Here is a 17,730-nt window from a genome sequence, read left to right as displayed (position 1 = left end):
TCGCATGGACAAATCGCAAAACTTTGTTGGCTCAAGCCTGTCTATGCTGGAAAGCCACGCTGTGCGGAAGGCCGCGCGTGAGGCTGGTTTTGATATCTTGAGCGATCAAGTGGGAGCAGTATATGGAGAAAGCAGTCACTCTCCTGAGAGGTGCGTGTTGTGGTCCGCTTTTAATGGCGGTTTTATTGTCGGCTTGTGCATGGGCGACGTGGTCTGCGCCCTGGAAGTTGATTTGGGCTGTGCGATACCCGCGGGATCGATGCCACCAACCAAAATGCACATTGCGGGTGCCTTCATGGCAACAGACTTACCCGCCTTAGAAGCATTACTGAAGCGCGCCTGGGTATTGGCTCGCACGCTACCCAACGCATTGGTAAGGCGGTTCGAGCAAGCAGTGGTTGCCATAAGTGCCACCGAACGCGAAGCTACCGTGCGCCAACGTGTGGGACAAAACTTGTTTCGCGAGGGGCTGATGGCTCTGTGGGGTGGCCGCTGCGCTATCACTGGATTGGACGTTCCGGAACTCTTACGCGCTAGCCACGCCAAGCCTTGGGTTGCCTGCAATGACGCCGAACGCCTAGACGTTTATAACGGCCTGCTGCTGGCCGCTCACTGGGATGCCGCCTTTGATGTCGGTCTGGTGACTATCGCGGGTTCCGGTGCCGTTATCGCCAGCCCCAAGCTAAGCAGCGAGGGGCGAATTGCACTCGGGTGCTCGGAGGCGCTAGTGATTCGTCTGCAGGCTCAACATCAGCCATATCTCCAATGGCACAGGGACACTATTTTCAAAAATTGAGTCGATTGGCGGAGAATAAATGGCTGGTGAAATTTTAACTTTTAAAGCATTTCAAGATGTTGCTTGCCTAGCATGCATTATCGGCCCTCGATGGCATTTCTCAGTTTTTGCATATTAAAATTGCAACGACTAGGATGGCAAAGACCTTTAAGAATTCACCGAAGCTTGGCATCGCAAGCGCACGGCCGTTTACCAAACGCATTATGATGCCGTCTCGTGAAGCAGCCGTTGATCTTCTGGCAGCGACCTTTGGAAGTAAAGTGATTCGCTTTTTCGATGCTCGGATTTTACATCTGAGAAAATTGAAGAAAGCGATTGAAGCGGTTGTCAAACTTGCTGAAGACGAGTGCAACGCGTTTCCCGAAATTCAAGGCAAGGGGTCTTTTGACCTTCTCGTGCTTCGACCGCTTGGCGATTTGGAGTTCCGTTGATTGTCCATTTGACGAAAAAATAAGGAAAATCAAGTGACTGAAGCGCGGAGGATTACGTCTAGGTTTAATGATGAGCTACAGAAGGTGCTATCGAAGCATGCTAAGCATGTGTGTATGTACCCCGAATGTAGAAGGTTGGCGATAAATGCCCATGCGTTCTCGAAAGAGCATTCACTGCGCGAGATTGCCGAGGGGGGTAAGGTGTATTCGCCGGTCTCCATTCGCATGGATCAAAGTGCTTATAAGGACATAAAATTCAAGCTGCTTGGCATCCAAGAGGCAACAACGTTCAAGGGTTTTTGCCCATACCACGATACCTTATTCGCAACCCTTGATCGCAGTGGTTTAACCACCTTTAAAGATGTATTTCTTCAACTCTACCGATCATTTGCCGGCGAGTTGTTTCGTTACTCCGCTTATCGGAAAAGTGAGCGCCATGCAGTTGCTGAGTCAAGGTATTTTAATGATGAGCATGAGAAAAAAAAGGCGATCAGCACGGCAAAGGCTGTTGCACATTTTTATGACCTAATCACGGAATTTCCTGAATCGTCAACACTCTTGCCTGACGGTGACAGACTATTGCTTACGCCATTTTCCAAAAATGCCTCAATGGACTCTGCGATTGTGTTGCGGCGCGTTCGATTTAAATGTCAGGTTGCACTTCACAAAAAGTATACGTTGCATCGGGACGGTAAATACTTCGATACCTTTGTTTTTGTAGTTCCTTCGGCCGTTGGCGCCACTTTGCTTGTGGTGTGCAGCCCTGATGATTCAGATCAGCTCCTTGGTAGGGTGCGCACGGACCTCGACACATTGGGATTTATTGAAGCTTGCATGATGCATGATGGGCAATGGTGGCTATCGCCTTCGGTCGTGGAGGCTTGGTCTCAAGCGAAACGGGCATTGATCGAGAGCGATTATTGGTTTTTTAACGAAAGAGCGTTTTTGGCTCCTTACGATGTATCGCTATTTGATCAGGTGAGATTGCAACTTTGTGAAGGCGTTCCATCCACCCTCAGAAATGCTGAAATCGCGAAAATCGGAAACCTGCCGACGAGGGGGGAACCTGTTGTGCGACAGCTTAAATATGAAAATAAGGTATTTGAAGATCAACAACGTATAAGTAGAGGTTTTCAGTAGAGACGATGAGGCTGGCAACCAAGCTGTGACTTTGCGCAGCGTAGTAGTAAGTCACAACGTTCGTTGCGAATTTCTAGCCGCGCAGGCATTTCAAACTGCTGGCATGCGCTCCGCTTAGAAACATCTTGAGCTTCCAATAAATCTTCCGCAACTGCGAATCCGTTTGACTGAAGCCATTCTGTCTTTAAGATTAAATTCTTAAATTGTTTTGCTTCAGCCAATCCATGAGGTAGTCGAAACATGCCGCCGAGTATTTGGATTGAGGGCTGGCGTAGACCTTGAAGATTTTTTCTAAGGTCGCCTTGGAATGTTTAATCGCATTTTCTTGATGGATTCCAGCCGGAACGCTATCTGCGAGCTTTAAATAAGCTTTCCATTCTTCAAGTGCGTCTTCGAGGCGTAGGAGTTCTTCGGATCTCGCACGTACCAATCGATCCCGGTTGAGCGCGTAGCCAGATATCGACTCCTCGGCGCGACGTTTAAGGAGAGCAGCCGCCCCCCACACACCGACGACAAAAGACTTGCGCTCGTTCGCGGTGCGTCGAACGCGGAAGCGGAGATACCGTCTAGGATTGTCGATGAACGGATTCAGCAGCAGGGGTACTTCTTGGGGCAGATGGGCCAAGCAGCTTGCTGGTTGTTGTCCCTGCGCGAGAGGAAAGTAATTACCCTTGCCAGTTTTAAAGTCTTCGCCGCCCGGCACAGAATGCTTTCTCTCCGTATTGCAATCTTCGCAGGCCGGCAATAAATTGTCCCACTCGCAGGCCAGCCACCAATAGCCAATGAGACTCTGGCCACCCCTGGTCAAGTCAATGCCTCCTTTGGGACGATAATGCTCTACTCGTGGGCTCTGGTTTGTCATTTGTGATTCGCAATATGCGCATTTTCCATGAGCCAGTAGTTCGAGTGCTTCTCTTACCTGTTCATTGCGGTATATGGAAAATCCTGCATAGGCCGGAAATCCGGTATTGTTGCCTTGATAATAATCTGCAGTTCTCTTGCGTTCATTGATGGCAGCCTGACTAAGCAATACAGTTGGGACGCCAGGAGGATTGCTGCGGTCGAGTTTAATCACGAAGCATGTTCCTGTATTCGGGCATTGCCTCGATTGCCGCAGCGATGCTTTCCAAAGTACTCGCCTGCCATGTCTGCAATTCGCGAGCAACCCTATCTTGGGATAGAGCTCTGTCTATCAGCTTAAAAAACAGCCTTTCGCGCGTGGATTTTCCCATTTCCCCCATGCCGTTAAGTTGAATTTCCAAATCGGCCAATTCCTCATCTTGCGCTGGCCGCAGGTTCTCTTCTCCCATGCCTAGCAGGCTGTAGTAGCGGGCAAAAAGCCCGTCAACCTTTTCGCTGTAGGTACTATAGAGTCCGAATAGGTTGGAGGTGAGCATTTCATCCACCACTTGACCTTCGATCTTGGACACGGCGCCGTCAGCGTGAATGCGGCCCTGAGCATCGTGTCGCAGGATGAGCACTTCATTGCTCTTCATGCTCCGCAGCGGTAGGGGATCGTGCGTTGTGAAAATGAAGTGGGTACGGGGGAATGCGCGGCGTAACCGTTCCACGATCTTGATCCGCCATGCCGGATGCAAATGCGCATCGAGTTCGTCGATCAGCACGAAGGCTTGACTGGAAACTGCACTATCGCCTAGTTCGTAGATTACTTCGAGCAGCTCGGACGCGATCAGGAACACATTCTGGACGCCTGAGCTCAACGCATTTAGTGGGGGTGTCCGGCCGTCAATGGCAATCTGCAGCTTGCCTTTGGCGATACGAACCTCAGTGTCGTCGGCCAACAATAGGAGGCTCAGCGTTTCCAAAGTGTCTTGTAGTTTTTCGGGGGCAACCTTGTCCAGCCAGCCATGGTGGCCGTTGAGTTTCGCGTGATAGTCGAAAAGCGACTGCACTCGCCGGTCCTTTCGGAGATGGTGAGGCGGGAGCTTTCGCTTAGAGAGCACACGATAGGCACCATAGCCGACCACCCTGGTTTTCTCTGTACGCTCTCCCGAAAAGTCCTTTGATCCTCTGGTGTAGCGCAAAGTGGCAGGGGCGTCGCTGTACCAGAAATCGATGCGGATCTCGCCTCCGTCCGCACCGCGCACCAAGAGCTTGCGGGCATCGGGTTCTATCTTCCCGGCGGCTTCATGGCCCAAGAGGCACAAGGCGATAGCTTGCAGGATCGATGTCTTGCCCACGCCGTTAGGCCCCAGCAATGCAATCCATTGAGTTTTCTCTGATGGTTCTGGAAATGCGATGTCTAGGTGCTGTATGCCCTTGAAGTTTCTTAAATGCAGCGCCTTAAGAGGAAAGGCTCTGTAGTCAAACAAGTCCTGTAAGGTTTTCCGTGGTGCGGTTGGGGTTCGGCTGTCGCGCGAGACGTTGTCGAGGACGCCGAAATTTATCGACCGACTAGCGTCTAGCAATCTCCTCAACGCTGAGCCGTTAACACTCTGTGTGTCGATGCGTTCGCTTGAGAAATCCGCAATGGATCGCAGGTAGATGCGGGCAGCGCCGGAGTGTTCGGCGCTCTCGGAAAACATCGGCAGCAGATGCTCGAATGCTTGAGGAATGCCGGCCTGTGCAGCATCCCAGTGCGCAATGATTGTGTTAATAACGCGTCTGCGGCCGTTGATCAATTCGGACCTGTTAAGTTGGAGTGTGCTGATAGTCGTGTCGGCTCTGTCAGTAAGGGGAATCAGCACGCCGTCTGAGGCCACCCGGAAGTGCTTTTCTGGCTTGTCGAAGCTTGGGTCCAGGAGTTGTGCCTTTTCTCTCCTTCGCAATTCTTGGATCGATGCTTCCAAAGGCGAAGGACCGCTAACGGGAAATATGTTGGCTTTCGACATATTGCACGCCGAGCAGGCTGCAAAAAGGTTATTCCAGTCGGCGGCGAGCCAGCAGTAATGACGTCGGTCCGTTACTTGTCGGCTTCGCAGTGCGCCGGCCTCCGGACGAAAATGATTCAGGAAAATGCTCGATGTATCCAGCAACGTTTCGCAGTACGAGCATTTGTTTTTGGTCCATTCGCGTAGGCAGGCTAGCAATGCGCTCAGCAGGGAGCCGTCGAATTCCGGTTCTGGGGGCCTTTGAGCTTCGCCCGAGGAAAAATACTGCCGGACGCGTTCCAGATGCCGTTCTGCAAACGCCGTCAGTTCGGGTGGTGGGATTGATGCCGTGCGGTTGAGCTTTCTCATGTACCGGATTCCTGTGCAACCATAATGGACAAATCGCGATATTCTGAATGACGAGACAGGCGATTGCGACTCAGAAACCTTCGTCTGCCAACCGCGCCAAGCTTCCCGCTGTTTCTTTGCAACGTTCCGCCCTCGACATCCTTAGCTGTCCTCGTCGCCCTCGCGCGGATCAACTTCAGGACGGCGCGCGACTTCGGCAATACATACATAGTGCGCGTCCTCCGGGTGTTGGAAAGCCGGTGCTGCCTTATAAACGCCGGTAACAACGAACTCTGATTTTGTGCCGGCAATCTCGTGGACTCGTGGCGTAAAACGTAGTCCCTTCTCGGAAGCGTATGGTTTGGGAGGTAGCCCGCGTTCGGAGATTATTACTAAAAATCCTCGCACATCGTGAAGTTCCTCTACGACTGCCGCGAGTCTTCGGAAATCTGCTTGAATTTTTCGGCCGTCCGCATTTGCACGTTTGATCTCGATGACATGTTTTAGCTCTAAAGTTGGCTTAACACGCCGAGGCTCGACGTTCTTCCAAAGGGTTAAGTCCGCACGAGCATCCCGCGTGATGGCGCTGCTCTGAAACTTCCGGATCCTGCGGTAGTAGGTCTCAGTATTAACCTCAAGAGCTTTGGCTTTGGCACCAATGAGTCGGGCGAGTTCATGCCCAAGTGCGAGCTCAGGTGCTCGTGTCGCGTCTCGAACATTGCTGTATCCAATCCAGTAGGCTAAGCCTTGCGCGGCATCCTTCAACCACTTAGGAACGGAACGAATTAGGTTTGGATTCGCCATTTGCGAGTTGCTTTAGTTGGCGCGGATTAATAAACTTTGTGAGCACCTAGGCGTGATCTATGCTGTATTGATTGCAACAGTGAACACGGCAATGTATCGATAACTGCACCGTATCGCTATATGAGTCATATGCGGTGCGTGACTGGCTTGTGAAAACCTTGCTCCCTGAGCAAATGTGCTGTGAGCATTGATCTCAATTAAATAGAGATAAGTTGATCTTGGCGAGGCAGCGTGATCTGAGGTGCATACCGATTCCGTGAGCAGAGCTGCGCCAAGTCTTCTACATCAGTTCAAAGGGAGACAAGACACCACTCAACCGCTTCGGATCTTGGCTTTTGACCAGCCACAACGAAGGCCTGTCGGTGATGGTGTCTGCTGTGAGCAGCGGCGCCACAGCGTCTCCGGCTTCGACGAGACGCGGTAAGGTGAGAGCGAGCGCGTGAGGGCGGTCGACCAAGTGAACGGGGTTGCCTTCATCGTCCTGAGTCCTACACGCATCGGAGATCTGCATCGCGAGCAGTAAGGAGGGATCTCCAACGCTGCGAAGAAAACGTGCAATGGCCATCTCGGAGATTAGTTGCCAGCGGTTTTCGATGTAGGTCGGCAGGTATGAGAAGGAATGCGTCAGCATCAGTTGGCGTGCATGCGCGACCGGTTGCCAGTTTTCTACAACTATCGGTGACTTGACCATGAAATCCGCGACGCTATTACGCGGTGGTGTACTCATGAGGGCATCCTCCAGTCCTATGCAAAGTTCAATGGCCGCAGCAGTGACATGCCGGGCGTAGGCTCCTGTGTGCATCGCATCATTTCGCGCGTCCTGTACGGCGTCATAGAGCGCTTCGAACCGGCCGAACAGAGCGGGGAAGTTGTGTGCGAGCTGATCCAATGACGGTCGCTGCTGCCAATAGGGAAAGATCCAGCGCTTGTACTTCCCCATGGTCTGACGCAAGCCGCGCACTCGAATACCCAGCGCTTCGATAGCAAAGCAGATCTCGCCGAAGCCTTCGGCATCGGCGAGTGCCGCATAACGAGCTGCGCGCAAGCGGTCTCTGAAATGCAGGCGTTCGTCAGGCGTAAGTTCGGCGACGTCGCCAGGCTGCTCTGGAATAGGCATGGTCCGGCTCAAAATCTCTTTTCACTCTACCACCGACGTCTCCGCGTTGGACGTGGCTGGCGCAGTCGTTTCATCAAACGCCAAGTCTCGCGTGGCAACGACAGCGTTGTCGGTCAGTTACCGTCCTTGCCTTTAGTGGCGAATCTTGGCTCTGCCACGCGCCCTGAGGGGGCGGGCCGCGAGCATCGTATAAATTTGGAAGTGTCGTTCCATGTACAAACGCTGCCGGGAATGCAACGTGCGCAAGCGCATCGCATCGGAAACGCCTAGGGCTTCAAGGTCTTGGCTGTTGAGATGTCGACTAACGTGAATACGCCCATCGTTGTCGAATGAGATCAGATGGCGGTCAAAGAGTTTGTCGAGCGAAGGGGTCAGTAGCAGGCCGTTGAATGGGTCTAATCGCTGGGCGTTGGTGCTGTCGCGCCATGGCACGATGTGGGACGCGACAAGCAGGCCAGAATTCTCGCATCCGGTCACGCTGCATTTGCCCCACAACTTCAATAGAGCCGACCTAAAACGTCCTTGCCCTACTCGGGCTAGCAATAGTTGCTCGCGGACGGTTTTGTCGGGAACGGAACCGATCATGGTCTCGGCGCTGGCTTCATCGATGTAGTCTGAGATGGTGGGGGCCAATTCGAGAGTGGCCAGAGGCTGGCTGACAGCATGAGGGCTCGGTGTTTCGATGCCGTCGAACGTCGAGGCCAGGCGGCAGCCGCGATGCGCAGGTTGATGTTCGAACCGATCCTTCATGACCTTCATCTTGTCGGGTGCGCTTCGGTGTTCGAGTCGCACTGGTCCATGGCAGACGGGGCAACGCTTTATAAGGTCTCGATAGTTGCCGTTCTCAAGGAGCGTAGTCACGGCGAGCAAATGCCATGAATCCTCCAGCCACACCTCGCAGTGGCTCTTGTCGATGCGGTTCGGAGCTCGGACCTCTGCAATCGGTGATAAGTCTTCGGCCAGCGTAGCGACATATGAACCGTCAAGTTGTTTTTCGACAGACAGTATGCGGTGCGCGCCACTCGCATCGAAACCAACATATGACCGTTGCGTTCCTGGACCCTCATCACCGATGGTGGCGAATCCTTGCCATTCACCTGACGCAACCTGTTGAACCGCGTTGCGCCGGCTTTCCCATCGACTTCCTCTCGATCCTGAAGGACGGGTTGGTCTGAGGCAGACGATGCGAATGACCCCCCCGGTCGTCTGTAGTATGTCCTTGCGCCAGAGCTTGAACACCGCGACGTTATTGTTTATTCCCTCCCAAGCGTAGACGGAATGCAGATTGAGGCCCATCGCACGGAGGAGGTTGTTGATGGTGACTTGCATATCGTAGGAGGCGGTTTGATGACGTCCAGATCCTGCCATACAGTTGCTGAGACCCACTATTCATTTGCGGCAAAGAGGTGAGGAAAGAAAAGACCTGCGGCGTGCGCGTTGACTACATACCGCCGCGCTTGAGAACGAGTTTGGCCAACATGCCGGTCTTCGCGGTCAGCGTGACCTTCTTCCGGGACATCGCGATCTACCCCTCAAGATGGCACCATGAACACTTTCACCGGGCGCATCACGCGCATGGCATTGCCCGCGATATTGGTTATCAGCCTAGCCGCCCTCTGTGCGCTTTTCGTCTATGCGCCCTGGCCCACTAAGTCACAGACCGGCGAATGGGCGACATGGGCGCAAGCCTTCTTTTCGGTGATGGCGATCCTCGCGGCCATCGCAGTCGTGGCGTCCCAGCGGAGACAAGATCGAGAGCGTGAAGAGGCAAGAGACCGCAAGCGCGCCTTTGATCAGATGGCCGTCGTTCTCGGTCTCGCCGACTACGTGGTGGAACTCATGGCCGAATTGCCCGGCAACCATACAAAGCCATTGGACATCCGGCACGGCATCCTTGGCTTCAAGGGTGCCGACTTCGCGCGCGCGCTCGATGCCCTGAACAAGTTCGGTCCAGAGCATGTGCCTGACGGCAACGTGCTCAGACACGTCATCGAGCTGGCTGGCATCGTTGCCGATGCAAACAACGAGGTTTTGGCAACATTGCCCACACCTCTCGGCGTCGACGCCAGCGTGTGGTCCGCGACGGCCAAAGCGCTTGACGAACTCACGGTCAAGGCCAGGGCCGCTCTCGCTCGCCTCGTCGCGGTTCAGCAGCAGTACAAGTAGTAGGTGGCGTGAGGGCCGAGATCACGCACGACAAGGATGGAGCAACCCGCCACAGTCCCGTCACTGGCAAGTTAAAGGGTCGAAGAGCATCAAGGCCCTGAGCGATAGGTTCATCGCATCCCGAGCCTTGCCCGCCGGCGTCCGGCCGATGCGCCACATCCGCCCAGGCGGTTGCGGGTCGATCAGGTCGAGCAGCAGGCTCACCATGTCGTCGCCACAGCCGCAGGCAACGTGGTCTCTGCTGTGTCCACCTCCCCGTCAGCGGCAGTCGCAGGGTGGGCCGGCTGCACGTTCTTCACGGGCCGCACGCGGATGTCGCCCGAGTCGAGCAGGCGCATTGCCCATTTGGTTGCCGCCAGCTCTCTCGCCGGTGCTGGTGGCCGAGAAACTTCCGTTATTCTTAATTCTCCAATTTGCCTGCGTCTGTGGCAAATGATGAAGCACTCTTGCCCGCGTCAATCTGAGCCTGAAGCCATCCGACAACACGGCCCTTTGCTCCGGCCCTCCATGTCTCGCCGGTCTCGGGATTCTTGTACGTCGTACCGGTGACTACCTCGCGCGGCGGACGCGGTGCAGCGGCTGAGCGCTTGGCCGTTGCCGTGTCGTATGGTGCCAATGCCTTGATGCCCTCGGAGATCGAAAATCCTCCGGCCTGGAGCTTCTTCGCATATGCGTCGGCGAGAACCTTGATTTCCTCGCCACGCTTGGCTTGGAGCGCTGCCTCAAGCTCTGCACGCTCAACATCCATGTCTTTGATCCGTTTCTGGATCTCGGCGTAACTCATATTTTTCGCTTCTGACATCGACTGTTTTCTCTTGATTGAAAAGGTGACCTTGGGATTGAAGGAGCGAACGACGCGGATCGGCAATCGACCGCTGGCCGACTCCTGCTCTATTTCAACCGCACCTCGACGTGCACAAACCCAGTGGCGTCCGGCGCATCCACGACATCGAGGTATGGTTGGGCGCGCACCAGCTCACTGAGCTTCTTGAAGCCATAGTTTCTCGGGTCGAATGACGTGTGCGTCTTGCTCACGAGGCCACCGACGGTGGATAGTCGAGACCACCCGCTGTCCCTGACCGTCTCTCGGATGGCGTGCGTCAGCAACTCCCTCAGGTCGGGCACATCAGGAACCTGCACTGGCGCCGCGGCTTCGACGGGCCTCTTCAGAACCTCGAAGAAGATGAACTTGTCGCACGCGGCGATGAAGGGTTCCGGTGTCTTCCGCTCGCCTAGGCCGTACACGACCTTGCCCGCCTCGCGAAGTCGCGTCGCGAGGCGGGTGAAGTCGCTATCGCTGGATACCAAGCAAAAGCCGTCGACATTACCCGCGTATAGGAGGTCCATCGCATCGATGATGAACGCCGAGTCCGTCGAGTTCTTCCCCTGCGTATAGGCGAACTGCTGGATGGGTTGGATGGCATGGCGGTGAAGGTGAGCCTTCCACCCGACCAGGTTCTGCGTGGTCCAGTCACCAAACGCCCGCTTGACCGTGGCGGTTCCGAACTTGGCGACCTCTTCGAGAAGTTCCTTCGCCACCGAAGCAGAGGCGTTGTCTGCATCGATAAGAACTGCCAGCCGGGTGGTGTCTGTGTTTGCCATGTCGTCTCTCGTTTGCAAGCGTCCAGTGAAGGTTCATCGATTGTGGGCCCAAACCACGATGGCAATCGAGCAAGTCGAAGGCGCACGCGTGGCGAGCGGTTCAGACTCATCAAGGTGCTGAACCAACCCGTCACACCTGCCCCGACGAACCCGTCAATGGCAAAGCAAAGGGCCGAACATCATCAACGCCCGCAGGGAAATATTCACCACGTCCTGCATCGCTTGCGAGCGTGTTTGCCCGATGATCCAGAGCCGACCAGGCGGTTGCGACTGGAGCATCAATTCGAGCATTCGCTTCACCATTTCGTTTCCTCCTTGGTGCTCGCATCGACTGCCTGCGGGCGGTGCAGGGCCTTTGCTCGCGTCTGCGCGGCCCTGCCGACCGGCCAGAGTCGGATAGAACCGTCATCGCTCAGCCGCATCTCCATCACTTGACCTGGACGCAGCCCGGCGAGACGAACGATGTCGCTGTTGATGCGGCAGGCCAGCGCATTGCCCCATCTGCCTAACGTGACCATGGCGAACTCCTTCGTTGATAGCCACATGGCTACAGCACGAAATTGGCGTCCAGCGGCATGCCGATGCGCTGTTCAATGCGCCGGGCATGCCTTTAGAGGCCCTGGGGAGGGTCCGGGGCGACGATTTAGTCGGTCGCTAGGGTCAAGCCAATGAACACGGGCAAATGACCGAGGGTCGCGCGATTGAAGCGCTCCTGCAAGCGCTTCATCATTTCCACCTTGGTCAGCACGCGGAACTTGCTGTTCAGCTTCGCCCAATCCAGATACGCCGCCCACAAATCTTTCAGCTTGATGCTCTTCATATGGTCGAGGGCGCAGCGCTCCTGCAGGAACACCTCGAACGCGTCCGCCTCTTGCTGCAACGCGCCCACTGCCTGCACGACCTTCTCCGGCGGATTCAATCCTTGCGAAACGTAATCTGCAAGTCCGCCCAGCAGAAGATTCAGGATGCCCGAAGCTTCGGCCTTCAGTTCTTCCGTCAGATTCCTGTTGATTTGGTCCGGCCTAAACGTGCGGTCAAAAGGGATGACCCGGATACGACGCCACAAGCCCTTGTCCTGGGCCTCAGCGAACGGCATGAAGTTTGCGGTCATGAATAGGCAGCACTCGATGGCGATCTCCTCGCCGCCGGAGTACAGGCCGCGCACATAGATCTTTTTTTCGCCGGTCAACTGCTTCACAAGGCTCGTGTCGAGCTTGTGAGTACGATTTGGCTCGGCGATCACGAGGACGCGTGAACTTTTGAGCTTAGCGAGCGCAGGGTTGGCTCCATCGTTGACGTGCGACTTCTGCATCAATGTTTCGGTGCGAAGCCGCCCGGCAAGCGGACCAAGGATGGCAAGGACGACTTCCATGAGTGTGGACTTGCCGTTCTCGCTGGGGCCCAACAAGATGAACATGACCTGTTCCACCGGATCGCCCATCAGCGCATAGCCAAGCACCCGCACTACATACGCGATCATGGTTTGATCATCCTCAAGCACCTCGTTGAGGAAGCGAACGAAGCGTTCGGCCTTAGCTGCAGGATCGAAGGTGACTGGCGCGGACACTTTGGCAATGGCCCGGTAGTCGACCGGCACCAGTTGGCGGGTAAGCAGGTTCACGACTCCGTTGGCGACCGGCAGGTACGGTGCCCCGCTCACGATTCGCGGCTCGGACATGGGAACCAGTGCCTCCGAAACGTGCTCGCAAACCTCCTCAAGCAGCTTGTTGCTGCCCAGCTTCTTCTCGTGCGCCTTCCACGCGGCCTCATTGCCCGTTTGGCGGCCGCGTTTGATCACGGCGGCAGCCGCTGCGGCAACGCGCGCTCGCTTCTGGCGCGCCGTAAGCGGCCGGTTGACGGTGCCATCCCATTCGTAGAACTGCGTCGTCACACCGCGCGCAGTCAGTTCTCCGTCCAGCGCGACTACGGTACCCGCCATTTCGGCAGCTACGCGGTCTCCAAACTCGCGGTCCGTGATCGCACGCGCTGGCTCCCCGCCATCTAAGTCAGACCAGCCCGGGTTTTTCCACCCTTCCTTTTGGGCCACGGCGAACAGCGTTGATAGCGCACCGTTGCCGCTCTTGCAGACGCTTGCCCACTTCTTCTCGAAGGCGTCGGCGTCGAACTTCGGCGAGCCCTCTGAGAACGCCAATCCGATCAGGCGACCCTCGTGGCCCAGCGCCGCGAGGTTTACAAGGACCTTGAACCAAGTCGCGTAGTTCTCGGCGTAGCGGCGGCTCTTCAGATGGTCCACTGCGGCGCGTGTGTGCTTGAGGGTGATGTCAGGGCTGTCGCGCAGCACATGCGGATGTATGTGGTTGACCTTCGGGCTGCTGATGGCAATGCCGGCCTCGTACAACGCGCCGTCGCACGATTTCCAGAGGAAGTCTGGCGAGTATTCGGCGCTACTGCACAAGTCTTCCCGCAGGAGTACAGCCGTCCCATACTTGCGATTGCGGAACCGTGGCAAGCGGACCATCTGATTCACGCGGGCAAAGGCCATGTCGCCGCCGAGCCGCTTTGCCATGACCTTGGCCAATCGTCCCATCCGATGCGCCGGAATCGTCTCAGTCAGTTGCCAAATGCAGTGGTAGCGTCCACCCGACGTAGCAATGACGATGGTTGGTGCCAGCGGTTGACCTGGGAGGCATAGGTCCGGCAGGCCGTGGTCGAAATCTACGGCGACAGCCCAAGACTCCGTGTGGTTGCCGACACGCATGCTCTGGTCGTTGCTGGCGCATAGTGCAAAGTACGCCTCATACAACTCAAGTCCGTCGGCCTTCATGCGCGCGACATGCTCAGAGTAGGTGCAGTAGTAGGTCTTGCACTCAAGCTCACCCTCCTCATCAGGCGCCATCTGCATGATGGTGAACGGAAGCTCGGGGTAGTGTGCGGTCTCGACCACGCGGCGAATCTGCGAGGTCACTTCGTCATCCCATGTAAGCATGGAAAGTCCTTCATCGGTGATGCCTGGTACAGGCAGGGATCGATAGCGGTATGAGTGAAGTGAGTGCTGTGGCTATTTTTGTTGCTTGATTCAAGCAAGTAAAAAATGAATAAATACGGCCGCTGACTCACCTCACTCGCTTTACTCAGTTTCTTTGTGAGGGGGAAGAGCGCGAGCAATTCGCAATAAATTTCACGCTCGCCCATTGCTTCACAGCGGAGACACGTCTCCCTGTTTATCCTTTGCTTCCTCGTAGTGGTTCCAGAGCACGTACTTGCTCCTCGGGTACATCTGTTCCGCCGCAGTACCGAACTCGTGAAAGAAGCTCTTACTCACGCAGATGGTGTGGCTCGCCAAGCCAATAAACCAGGGGAACGCGAGTTCTTCGTAGTTGAACTTGATAGTTTCTACGTCGCAAGCCAGGCTTCGCGTAGTAAAGAAGAGTCTGGAGCGTTCGTCGATGTTGAGCACACAACGATCCATCCGAACCTCTCGCCCATCGGGATCGTGAGTCCACCCATTCACGTGGCTTTCCAACTGATGCAGTTTGCGATCACGTCTGTGTCGCGCGTAAAGCAGATGTCGAGCCGCGTCGGCGAGATGCGCAGGTGAAAGGTGCAGATAAAGGCAGCGGTAGCCAACGTGTCTGGACGAGAAACTTTCGCCTTGAATGCGATAAAGCTTCGTCATACCACCACCTCTTGGAAGCCAACGAACAAGATGGCCGTGGCGAATTGATCCGGCAGGAAGCACTGCTTCAAGCCATGGGCGGGATGGTCTTTGCGCTGAATAGGGAGGCTAAACATGCCTTCTCCATTTGCGGGAAGGCCAAGGGGGCGGTCGCCAAGGCCTCCCCAAGTTAGGGAAGACCTCGAAGAACCGTCAGTAGCCGAGCTACTGTTAGCCTGCTCAATCTACGGCGCTTAGATTGGCAGGCGCTTTATCCGCAATGGGACGGCGCGTGCTCGGATGAGCTGTTCAGAGGGTCACTGAGTCGTCAATCTGCGCTGGACGCTCAATGCTGTAGAACAGACCCGCTCCAAATATTCGCTCCGTCTGTTCTCGCAGATGGACTCTAGAGCTCGGCCATTTTCTCGTCAAGGCCCCATCGCAAAATGACCACCCCGATGCCGCGAGTTCTGCGCTCATCGACGAGCTTCCCGCGATTTATCTAGAATCGGTGTCATAGCTGAAGCGGGATCGCAACGCGCGAAAAACCGGACATGCGCCGGGTCTGCCCAACCAGCTACGTGCGGGCTACTGCTGCGCTCCCTCATTCGGGAGTGCTAATACCAGGTTAGGCGACGGGACCAGTTCCAAAAATCCTGTCGGTATGGCCCCTGGCTTACGGCCCTCTCGCACCTCGACTCCTGCGGTTTTTCGCAGGCTGCGTCGGGGTGCCGAAATGACGGCACCACGGCATATTTGTCAAGGTGCATCATGGCAAAAGATACTGAAAGCTCGAACGGCTCGCATGGGTCTGACCTCCCCGGCTCGTGGCCAATCACGGTCGATATCAAGGGAGCGTGCAAGATCATGAGCATCAGCAGCGACACCCTGCGTAGGATGCTCAAAGACCCCGCCCTCAACTTTCCTGAATCCATTCAGGTTGGACGCTCTGTCCGCTGGTTCGTTGCCGATCTCATCGCGTGGCTGCGTACCAGGCAGGGCGGCAATGTGCCGCAGCAGAGTGTCGACAACGCCAAGAAGAAGGAGGCTGTCGGCCCCAGGCGGGGCAAACCGGCGAAGCCGGAAGAGGCCCCAAGTGGCCCCACGTCTCAAAAGAAGAAGGGGGCCATGGTGCCGACCTTGGCCGAGGTCGAGGCCGCGAACCGGAAGCTGCAATCGGCGAAGCTCTTGCCCGGCCAGCGCCTCCTTCGGCGGTTGATCGACACGAGGGACGGCACAAAGGTGTGGCAGAACTTCACGCTTAGGCGCCATCCCGTTTGGGGTTTCAAGCCCGTAGAGGTTCGCCCGCCGAAGATCATCGTTCCCATGGGCATACCGGCGGACGAGCGCCAGCGACTCCTTGCCCGCGTGGCGGCCATGCGCGGCGGAGCAACCATCAAGCCTTCGAGTCCGGCTGCGTTGGCTGCCGCGCCTAAGAAGATCGCAAGCGCGCACCACAAAGAGGTTTCGCCAGCCGAGATGAAGGTAGCCTACGAGGTCGAGGGCCTAACGGCGGATGAGCTGTGCAAGCGATACCGGATGGGTAAGGGGCGAGTTATGCGCCTGCTATGCGAGGCAGGTACCAAGATGCGGTCTCCTGGCCGTAAGTCGAGGCCAGGCAAACCTTAGGGGACGAGGCATGGCGTCAAAGAGGCGCCGTGTGCCGGTCAGGCTGCTCGTGTCCGTGAGGCTAGCGCTGGGCGCTGCAGCGCCTGAGCAGCAGGCAAACTGCGCTTGCCAGTGAAAGTATTGTGTAAGTTGATTTTGTTGGTTAGGTACGATACCATCAAAGGTTTTCGTTCTAAATCAACGACTTACTGCAAGTAAGTGTGGTGGAGAGGATGAGGATCGAACTCACGACCTCCGCATTGCGAACGCGGCGCTCTCCCAGCTGAGCTACCCCCCCGACACCACGCGAATTTAACGCAGAACCGCAGTCTTAGCACGCACCGTCGTGCCAAGATGCGCGCCTCTAGAAACACGGAGCACAACGCTGCATGGCCTCGTTCGACCCCGCCTGGCTGGAAGGCATGTACAACAACCTCGCACGGGTGAAGGACCACCCCGCGTACTTCGCGCGCTGGGCCCGCGATTCGGCCGCCGCGCGCGACAGCCTGCCGGCCCGCATCGACCTGCCTTACGGCAACGGCGTCAACGAGACGCTCGACGTGTTCCCCGCGCCGGTGCCCGACGCGCCGGTGCTGGTCTTCATCCACGGCGGCTACTGGCGCGCCATGGACAAGAAGGACCACTCGTTCATCGCGCCCGCGTTCAACGACCGCGGCATCTGCGTGGTCCAGCCCAACTACGCGCTGTGCCCGGGTGCGCCAGGGCAGCCCGTGACGGTGCCAAGCATCCTGCTGCAGATGGTGCGCGCGCTCGAATGGACCTGGCGCCACATTGCGGCGTACGGCGGCGACCCTTCGCGCATCACGGTCGCGGGCCACTCCGCCGGCGGGCACATGGCGGCGGCGCTGCTGGCGTGCGACTGGCAAGCCGTCGCGCCCGACCTGCCCGCGCAACTGGTGCGCAATGCGCTGTCGATCTCGGGCCTGTACGACCTGCGTCCGCTGCAGCGCACGCCGTTCCTGGAGCACACGCTGAACCTCACCGACGCCGATGCCCTGCGCGCGAGCCCGGCGCTGTGGCCGGCACCGAAGCGCGGCCAGCTCTATGCGGCCGTCGGCGGCAAGGAAAGCGAAGAGTTCATTCGCCACAACGCGATGATCCGCGACGCGTGGGGCCGCAACACCGTGCCGGTGTGCGAGGTGCTTGCGGGGCTCGACCACTTCGGCGTGGTCGACGCGCTGGCCGATCCGGCCCACACGCTGCACCGCCATGCGGTGCAATTGCTGGAAGCCTGACCCCGGGCGCGGGGC

The 17,730-nt window shown here is 56.7% G+C and carries 19 protein-coding genes and 1 tRNA gene; 7 read left to right on the top strand and 13 right to left on the bottom strand.

Going from position 1 to position 17,730, the window contains the following annotated elements; genetic code table 11:
* The first annotated feature begins 4 nt into the window (after positions 1-4).
* The 3 genes from AC1DJH_RS03890 (at position 5) to AC1DJH_RS03880 (ending at position 2,367) form a co-directional block, all read left to right on the top strand.
* Positions 5-796, top strand: a complete 792-nt coding sequence (locus AC1DJH_RS03890) for an HNH endonuclease (protein WP_478184777.1) — start codon at positions 5-7, stop codon at positions 794-796.
* 134 nt (positions 797-930) lie between these two features.
* Positions 931-1,227, top strand: coding sequence for a hypothetical protein (locus tag AC1DJH_RS03885; protein WP_478184776.1), 297 nt, complete (start codon positions 931-933; stop codon positions 1,225-1,227).
* A 114-nt stretch (positions 1,228-1,341) separates the two neighbouring features.
* Positions 1,342-2,367: a hypothetical protein gene (locus tag AC1DJH_RS03880; protein WP_478184775.1), complete on the top strand. Its 1,026-nt coding sequence runs from the start codon at positions 1,342-1,344 to the stop codon at positions 2,365-2,367.
* 190 nt (positions 2,368-2,557) lie between these two features.
* On the opposite strand, the gene AC1DJH_RS03875 is transcribed toward AC1DJH_RS03880, so the two are convergent.
* The 5 genes from AC1DJH_RS03875 to AC1DJH_RS03855 form a co-directional block, all read right to left on the bottom strand.
* Positions 2,558-3,442, bottom strand: a complete 885-nt coding sequence (locus AC1DJH_RS03875; RefSeq protein ID WP_478184774.1) for a retron system putative HNH endonuclease — start codon at positions 3,440-3,442, stop codon at positions 2,558-2,560.
* Positions 3,435-5,567, bottom strand: coding sequence for an AAA family ATPase (locus tag AC1DJH_RS03870; protein WP_478184773.1), 2,133 nt, complete (start codon positions 5,565-5,567; stop codon positions 3,435-3,437). The genes AC1DJH_RS03875 and AC1DJH_RS03870 overlap by 8 nt, the downstream gene beginning before the upstream one ends.
* A gap of 141 nt (positions 5,568-5,708) precedes the next feature.
* Positions 5,709-6,350 (bottom strand): hypothetical protein, encoded by a 642-nt coding sequence (locus AC1DJH_RS03865; RefSeq protein ID WP_478184772.1) that lies wholly within the window; start codon positions 6,348-6,350, stop codon positions 5,709-5,711.
* Between the two features lie 280 nt (positions 6,351-6,630).
* Entirely contained in the window at positions 6,631-7,467 is an 837-nt protein-coding gene (locus tag AC1DJH_RS03860) for a hypothetical protein (protein WP_478184771.1), read from the bottom strand.
* Between the two features lie 132 nt (positions 7,468-7,599).
* Positions 7,600-8,796: an HNH endonuclease gene (locus AC1DJH_RS03855; RefSeq protein ID WP_478184770.1), complete on the bottom strand. Its 1,197-nt coding sequence runs from the start codon at positions 8,794-8,796 to the stop codon at positions 7,600-7,602.
* Between the two features lie 216 nt (positions 8,797-9,012).
* Between AC1DJH_RS03855 and AC1DJH_RS03850 the strand changes: the two genes are divergently transcribed.
* Entirely contained in the window at positions 9,013-9,633 is a 621-nt protein-coding gene (locus tag AC1DJH_RS03850) for a hypothetical protein (RefSeq protein WP_478184769.1), read from the top strand.
* A 60-nt stretch (positions 9,634-9,693) separates the two neighbouring features.
* On the opposite strand, the gene AC1DJH_RS03845 is transcribed toward AC1DJH_RS03850, so the two are convergent.
* From AC1DJH_RS03845 to AC1DJH_RS03815, 7 genes are all read right to left on the bottom strand, one after another.
* The gene (locus AC1DJH_RS03845) at positions 9,694-9,840 is read right to left on the bottom strand and encodes a hypothetical protein (RefSeq protein ID WP_478184768.1); all 147 of its coding nucleotides are present in this window, start codon (positions 9,838-9,840) and stop codon (positions 9,694-9,696) included.
* A 193-nt stretch (positions 9,841-10,033) separates the two neighbouring features.
* On the bottom strand, positions 10,034-10,501 hold the full coding sequence (locus tag AC1DJH_RS03840; protein ID WP_478184767.1) for a hypothetical protein: 468 nt from the start codon (positions 10,499-10,501) through the stop codon (positions 10,034-10,036).
* A gap of 23 nt (positions 10,502-10,524) precedes the next feature.
* Positions 10,525-11,235 carry an NYN domain-containing protein gene (locus AC1DJH_RS03835; RefSeq protein WP_478184766.1) on the bottom strand — a complete coding sequence of 237 codons (711 nt, stop codon included), beginning with the start codon at positions 11,233-11,235 and terminating at the stop codon, positions 10,525-10,527.
* Between the two features lie 153 nt (positions 11,236-11,388).
* Positions 11,389-11,538, bottom strand: coding sequence for a hypothetical protein (locus AC1DJH_RS03830; RefSeq protein WP_478184765.1), 150 nt, complete (start codon positions 11,536-11,538; stop codon positions 11,389-11,391).
* Positions 11,532-11,753 (bottom strand): AbrB/MazE/SpoVT family DNA-binding domain-containing protein, encoded by a 222-nt coding sequence (locus AC1DJH_RS03825; RefSeq protein WP_478184764.1) that lies wholly within the window; start codon positions 11,751-11,753, stop codon positions 11,532-11,534. The genes AC1DJH_RS03830 and AC1DJH_RS03825 overlap by 7 nt, the downstream gene beginning before the upstream one ends.
* Before the next feature lie 125 nt (positions 11,754-11,878).
* Positions 11,879-14,182, bottom strand: a complete 2,304-nt coding sequence (locus AC1DJH_RS03820; RefSeq protein ID WP_478184763.1) for a phage/plasmid primase, P4 family — start codon at positions 14,180-14,182, stop codon at positions 11,879-11,881.
* A gap of 210 nt (positions 14,183-14,392) precedes the next feature.
* Complete coding sequence (locus AC1DJH_RS03815) at positions 14,393-14,872, bottom strand: hypothetical protein (protein WP_478184762.1); 480 nt, start codon at positions 14,870-14,872, stop codon at positions 14,393-14,395.
* Positions 14,873-14,883: 11 nt separating this feature from the next.
* On the opposite strand from AC1DJH_RS03815, the gene AC1DJH_RS03810 reads away from it, so the two are divergent.
* Complete coding sequence (locus tag AC1DJH_RS03810) at positions 14,884-15,045, top strand: hypothetical protein (protein WP_478184761.1); 162 nt, start codon at positions 14,884-14,886, stop codon at positions 15,043-15,045.
* Between the two features lie 577 nt (positions 15,046-15,622).
* Entirely contained in the window at positions 15,623-16,480 is an 858-nt protein-coding gene (locus AC1DJH_RS03805) for a helix-turn-helix transcriptional regulator (protein WP_478184760.1), read from the top strand.
* Positions 16,481-16,681: 201 nt separating this feature from the next.
* On the opposite strand, the gene AC1DJH_RS03800 is transcribed toward AC1DJH_RS03805, so the two are convergent.
* Positions 16,682-16,757: transfer RNA gene (locus AC1DJH_RS03800), tRNA-Ala, on the bottom strand.
* A 91-nt stretch (positions 16,758-16,848) separates the two neighbouring features.
* Between AC1DJH_RS03800 and AC1DJH_RS03795 the strand changes: the two genes are divergently transcribed.
* Positions 16,849-17,715 (top strand): alpha/beta hydrolase, encoded by an 867-nt coding sequence (locus AC1DJH_RS03795; protein WP_472116846.1) that lies wholly within the window; start codon positions 16,849-16,851, stop codon positions 17,713-17,715.
* Positions 17,716-17,730: the final 15 nt, after the last annotated feature.

The sequence above is a fragment of the Variovorax sp. 10N412 genome (assembly GCF_056394985.1).
The sequence above is the reverse complement of the archived record's forward strand: the minus strand, read 5'-3'. Positions and strand labels throughout refer to the sequence as shown.

What these genes read in the sequence shown, in the direction of transcription:
- AC1DJH_RS03890 (WP_478184777.1), top strand. Translation starts at nt 5, where the DNA reads ATGGACAAATCGCAAAACTTTGTTGGCTCAAGCCTGTCTATGCTGGAA.
- AC1DJH_RS03885 (WP_478184776.1), top strand. Translation starts at nt 931, where the DNA reads ATGGCAAAGACCTTTAAGAATTCACCGAAGCTTGGCATCGCAAGCGCA.
- AC1DJH_RS03880 (WP_478184775.1), top strand. Translation starts at nt 1,342, where the DNA reads ATGTACCCCGAATGTAGAAGGTTGGCGATAAATGCCCATGCGTTCTCG.
- AC1DJH_RS03870 (WP_478184773.1), bottom strand. Translation starts at nt 5,567, where the DNA reads ATGAGAAAGCTCAACCGCACGGCATCAATCCCACCACCCGAACTGACG.
- AC1DJH_RS03865 (WP_478184772.1), bottom strand. Translation starts at nt 6,350, where the DNA reads ATGGCGAATCCAAACCTAATTCGTTCCGTTCCTAAGTGGTTGAAGGAT.
- AC1DJH_RS03860 (WP_478184771.1), bottom strand. Translation starts at nt 7,467, where the DNA reads ATGCCTATTCCAGAGCAGCCTGGCGACGTCGCCGAACTTACGCCTGAC.
- AC1DJH_RS03855 (WP_478184770.1), bottom strand. Translation starts at nt 8,796, where the DNA reads ATGCAAGTCACCATCAACAACCTCCTCCGTGCGATGGGCCTCAATCTG.
- AC1DJH_RS03850 (WP_478184769.1), top strand. Translation starts at nt 9,013, where the DNA reads ATGAACACTTTCACCGGGCGCATCACGCGCATGGCATTGCCCGCGATA.
- AC1DJH_RS03845 (WP_478184768.1), bottom strand. Translation starts at nt 9,840, where the DNA reads ATGGTGAGCCTGCTGCTCGACCTGATCGACCCGCAACCGCCTGGGCGG.
- AC1DJH_RS03835 (WP_478184766.1), bottom strand. Translation starts at nt 11,235, where the DNA reads ATGGCAAACACAGACACCACCCGGCTGGCAGTTCTTATCGATGCAGAC.
- AC1DJH_RS03830 (WP_478184765.1), bottom strand. Translation starts at nt 11,538, where the DNA reads ATGGTGAAGCGAATGCTCGAATTGATGCTCCAGTCGCAACCGCCTGGT.
- AC1DJH_RS03825 (WP_478184764.1), bottom strand. Translation starts at nt 11,753, where the DNA reads ATGGTCACGTTAGGCAGATGGGGCAATGCGCTGGCCTGCCGCATCAAC.
- AC1DJH_RS03820 (WP_478184763.1), bottom strand. Translation starts at nt 14,182, where the DNA reads ATGCTTACATGGGATGACGAAGTGACCTCGCAGATTCGCCGCGTGGTC.
- AC1DJH_RS03815 (WP_478184762.1), bottom strand. Translation starts at nt 14,872, where the DNA reads ATGACGAAGCTTTATCGCATTCAAGGCGAAAGTTTCTCGTCCAGACAC.
- AC1DJH_RS03805 (WP_478184760.1), top strand. Translation starts at nt 15,623, where the DNA reads ATGGCAAAAGATACTGAAAGCTCGAACGGCTCGCATGGGTCTGACCTC.
- AC1DJH_RS03795 (WP_472116846.1), top strand. Translation starts at nt 16,849, where the DNA reads ATGGCCTCGTTCGACCCCGCCTGGCTGGAAGGCATGTACAACAACCTC.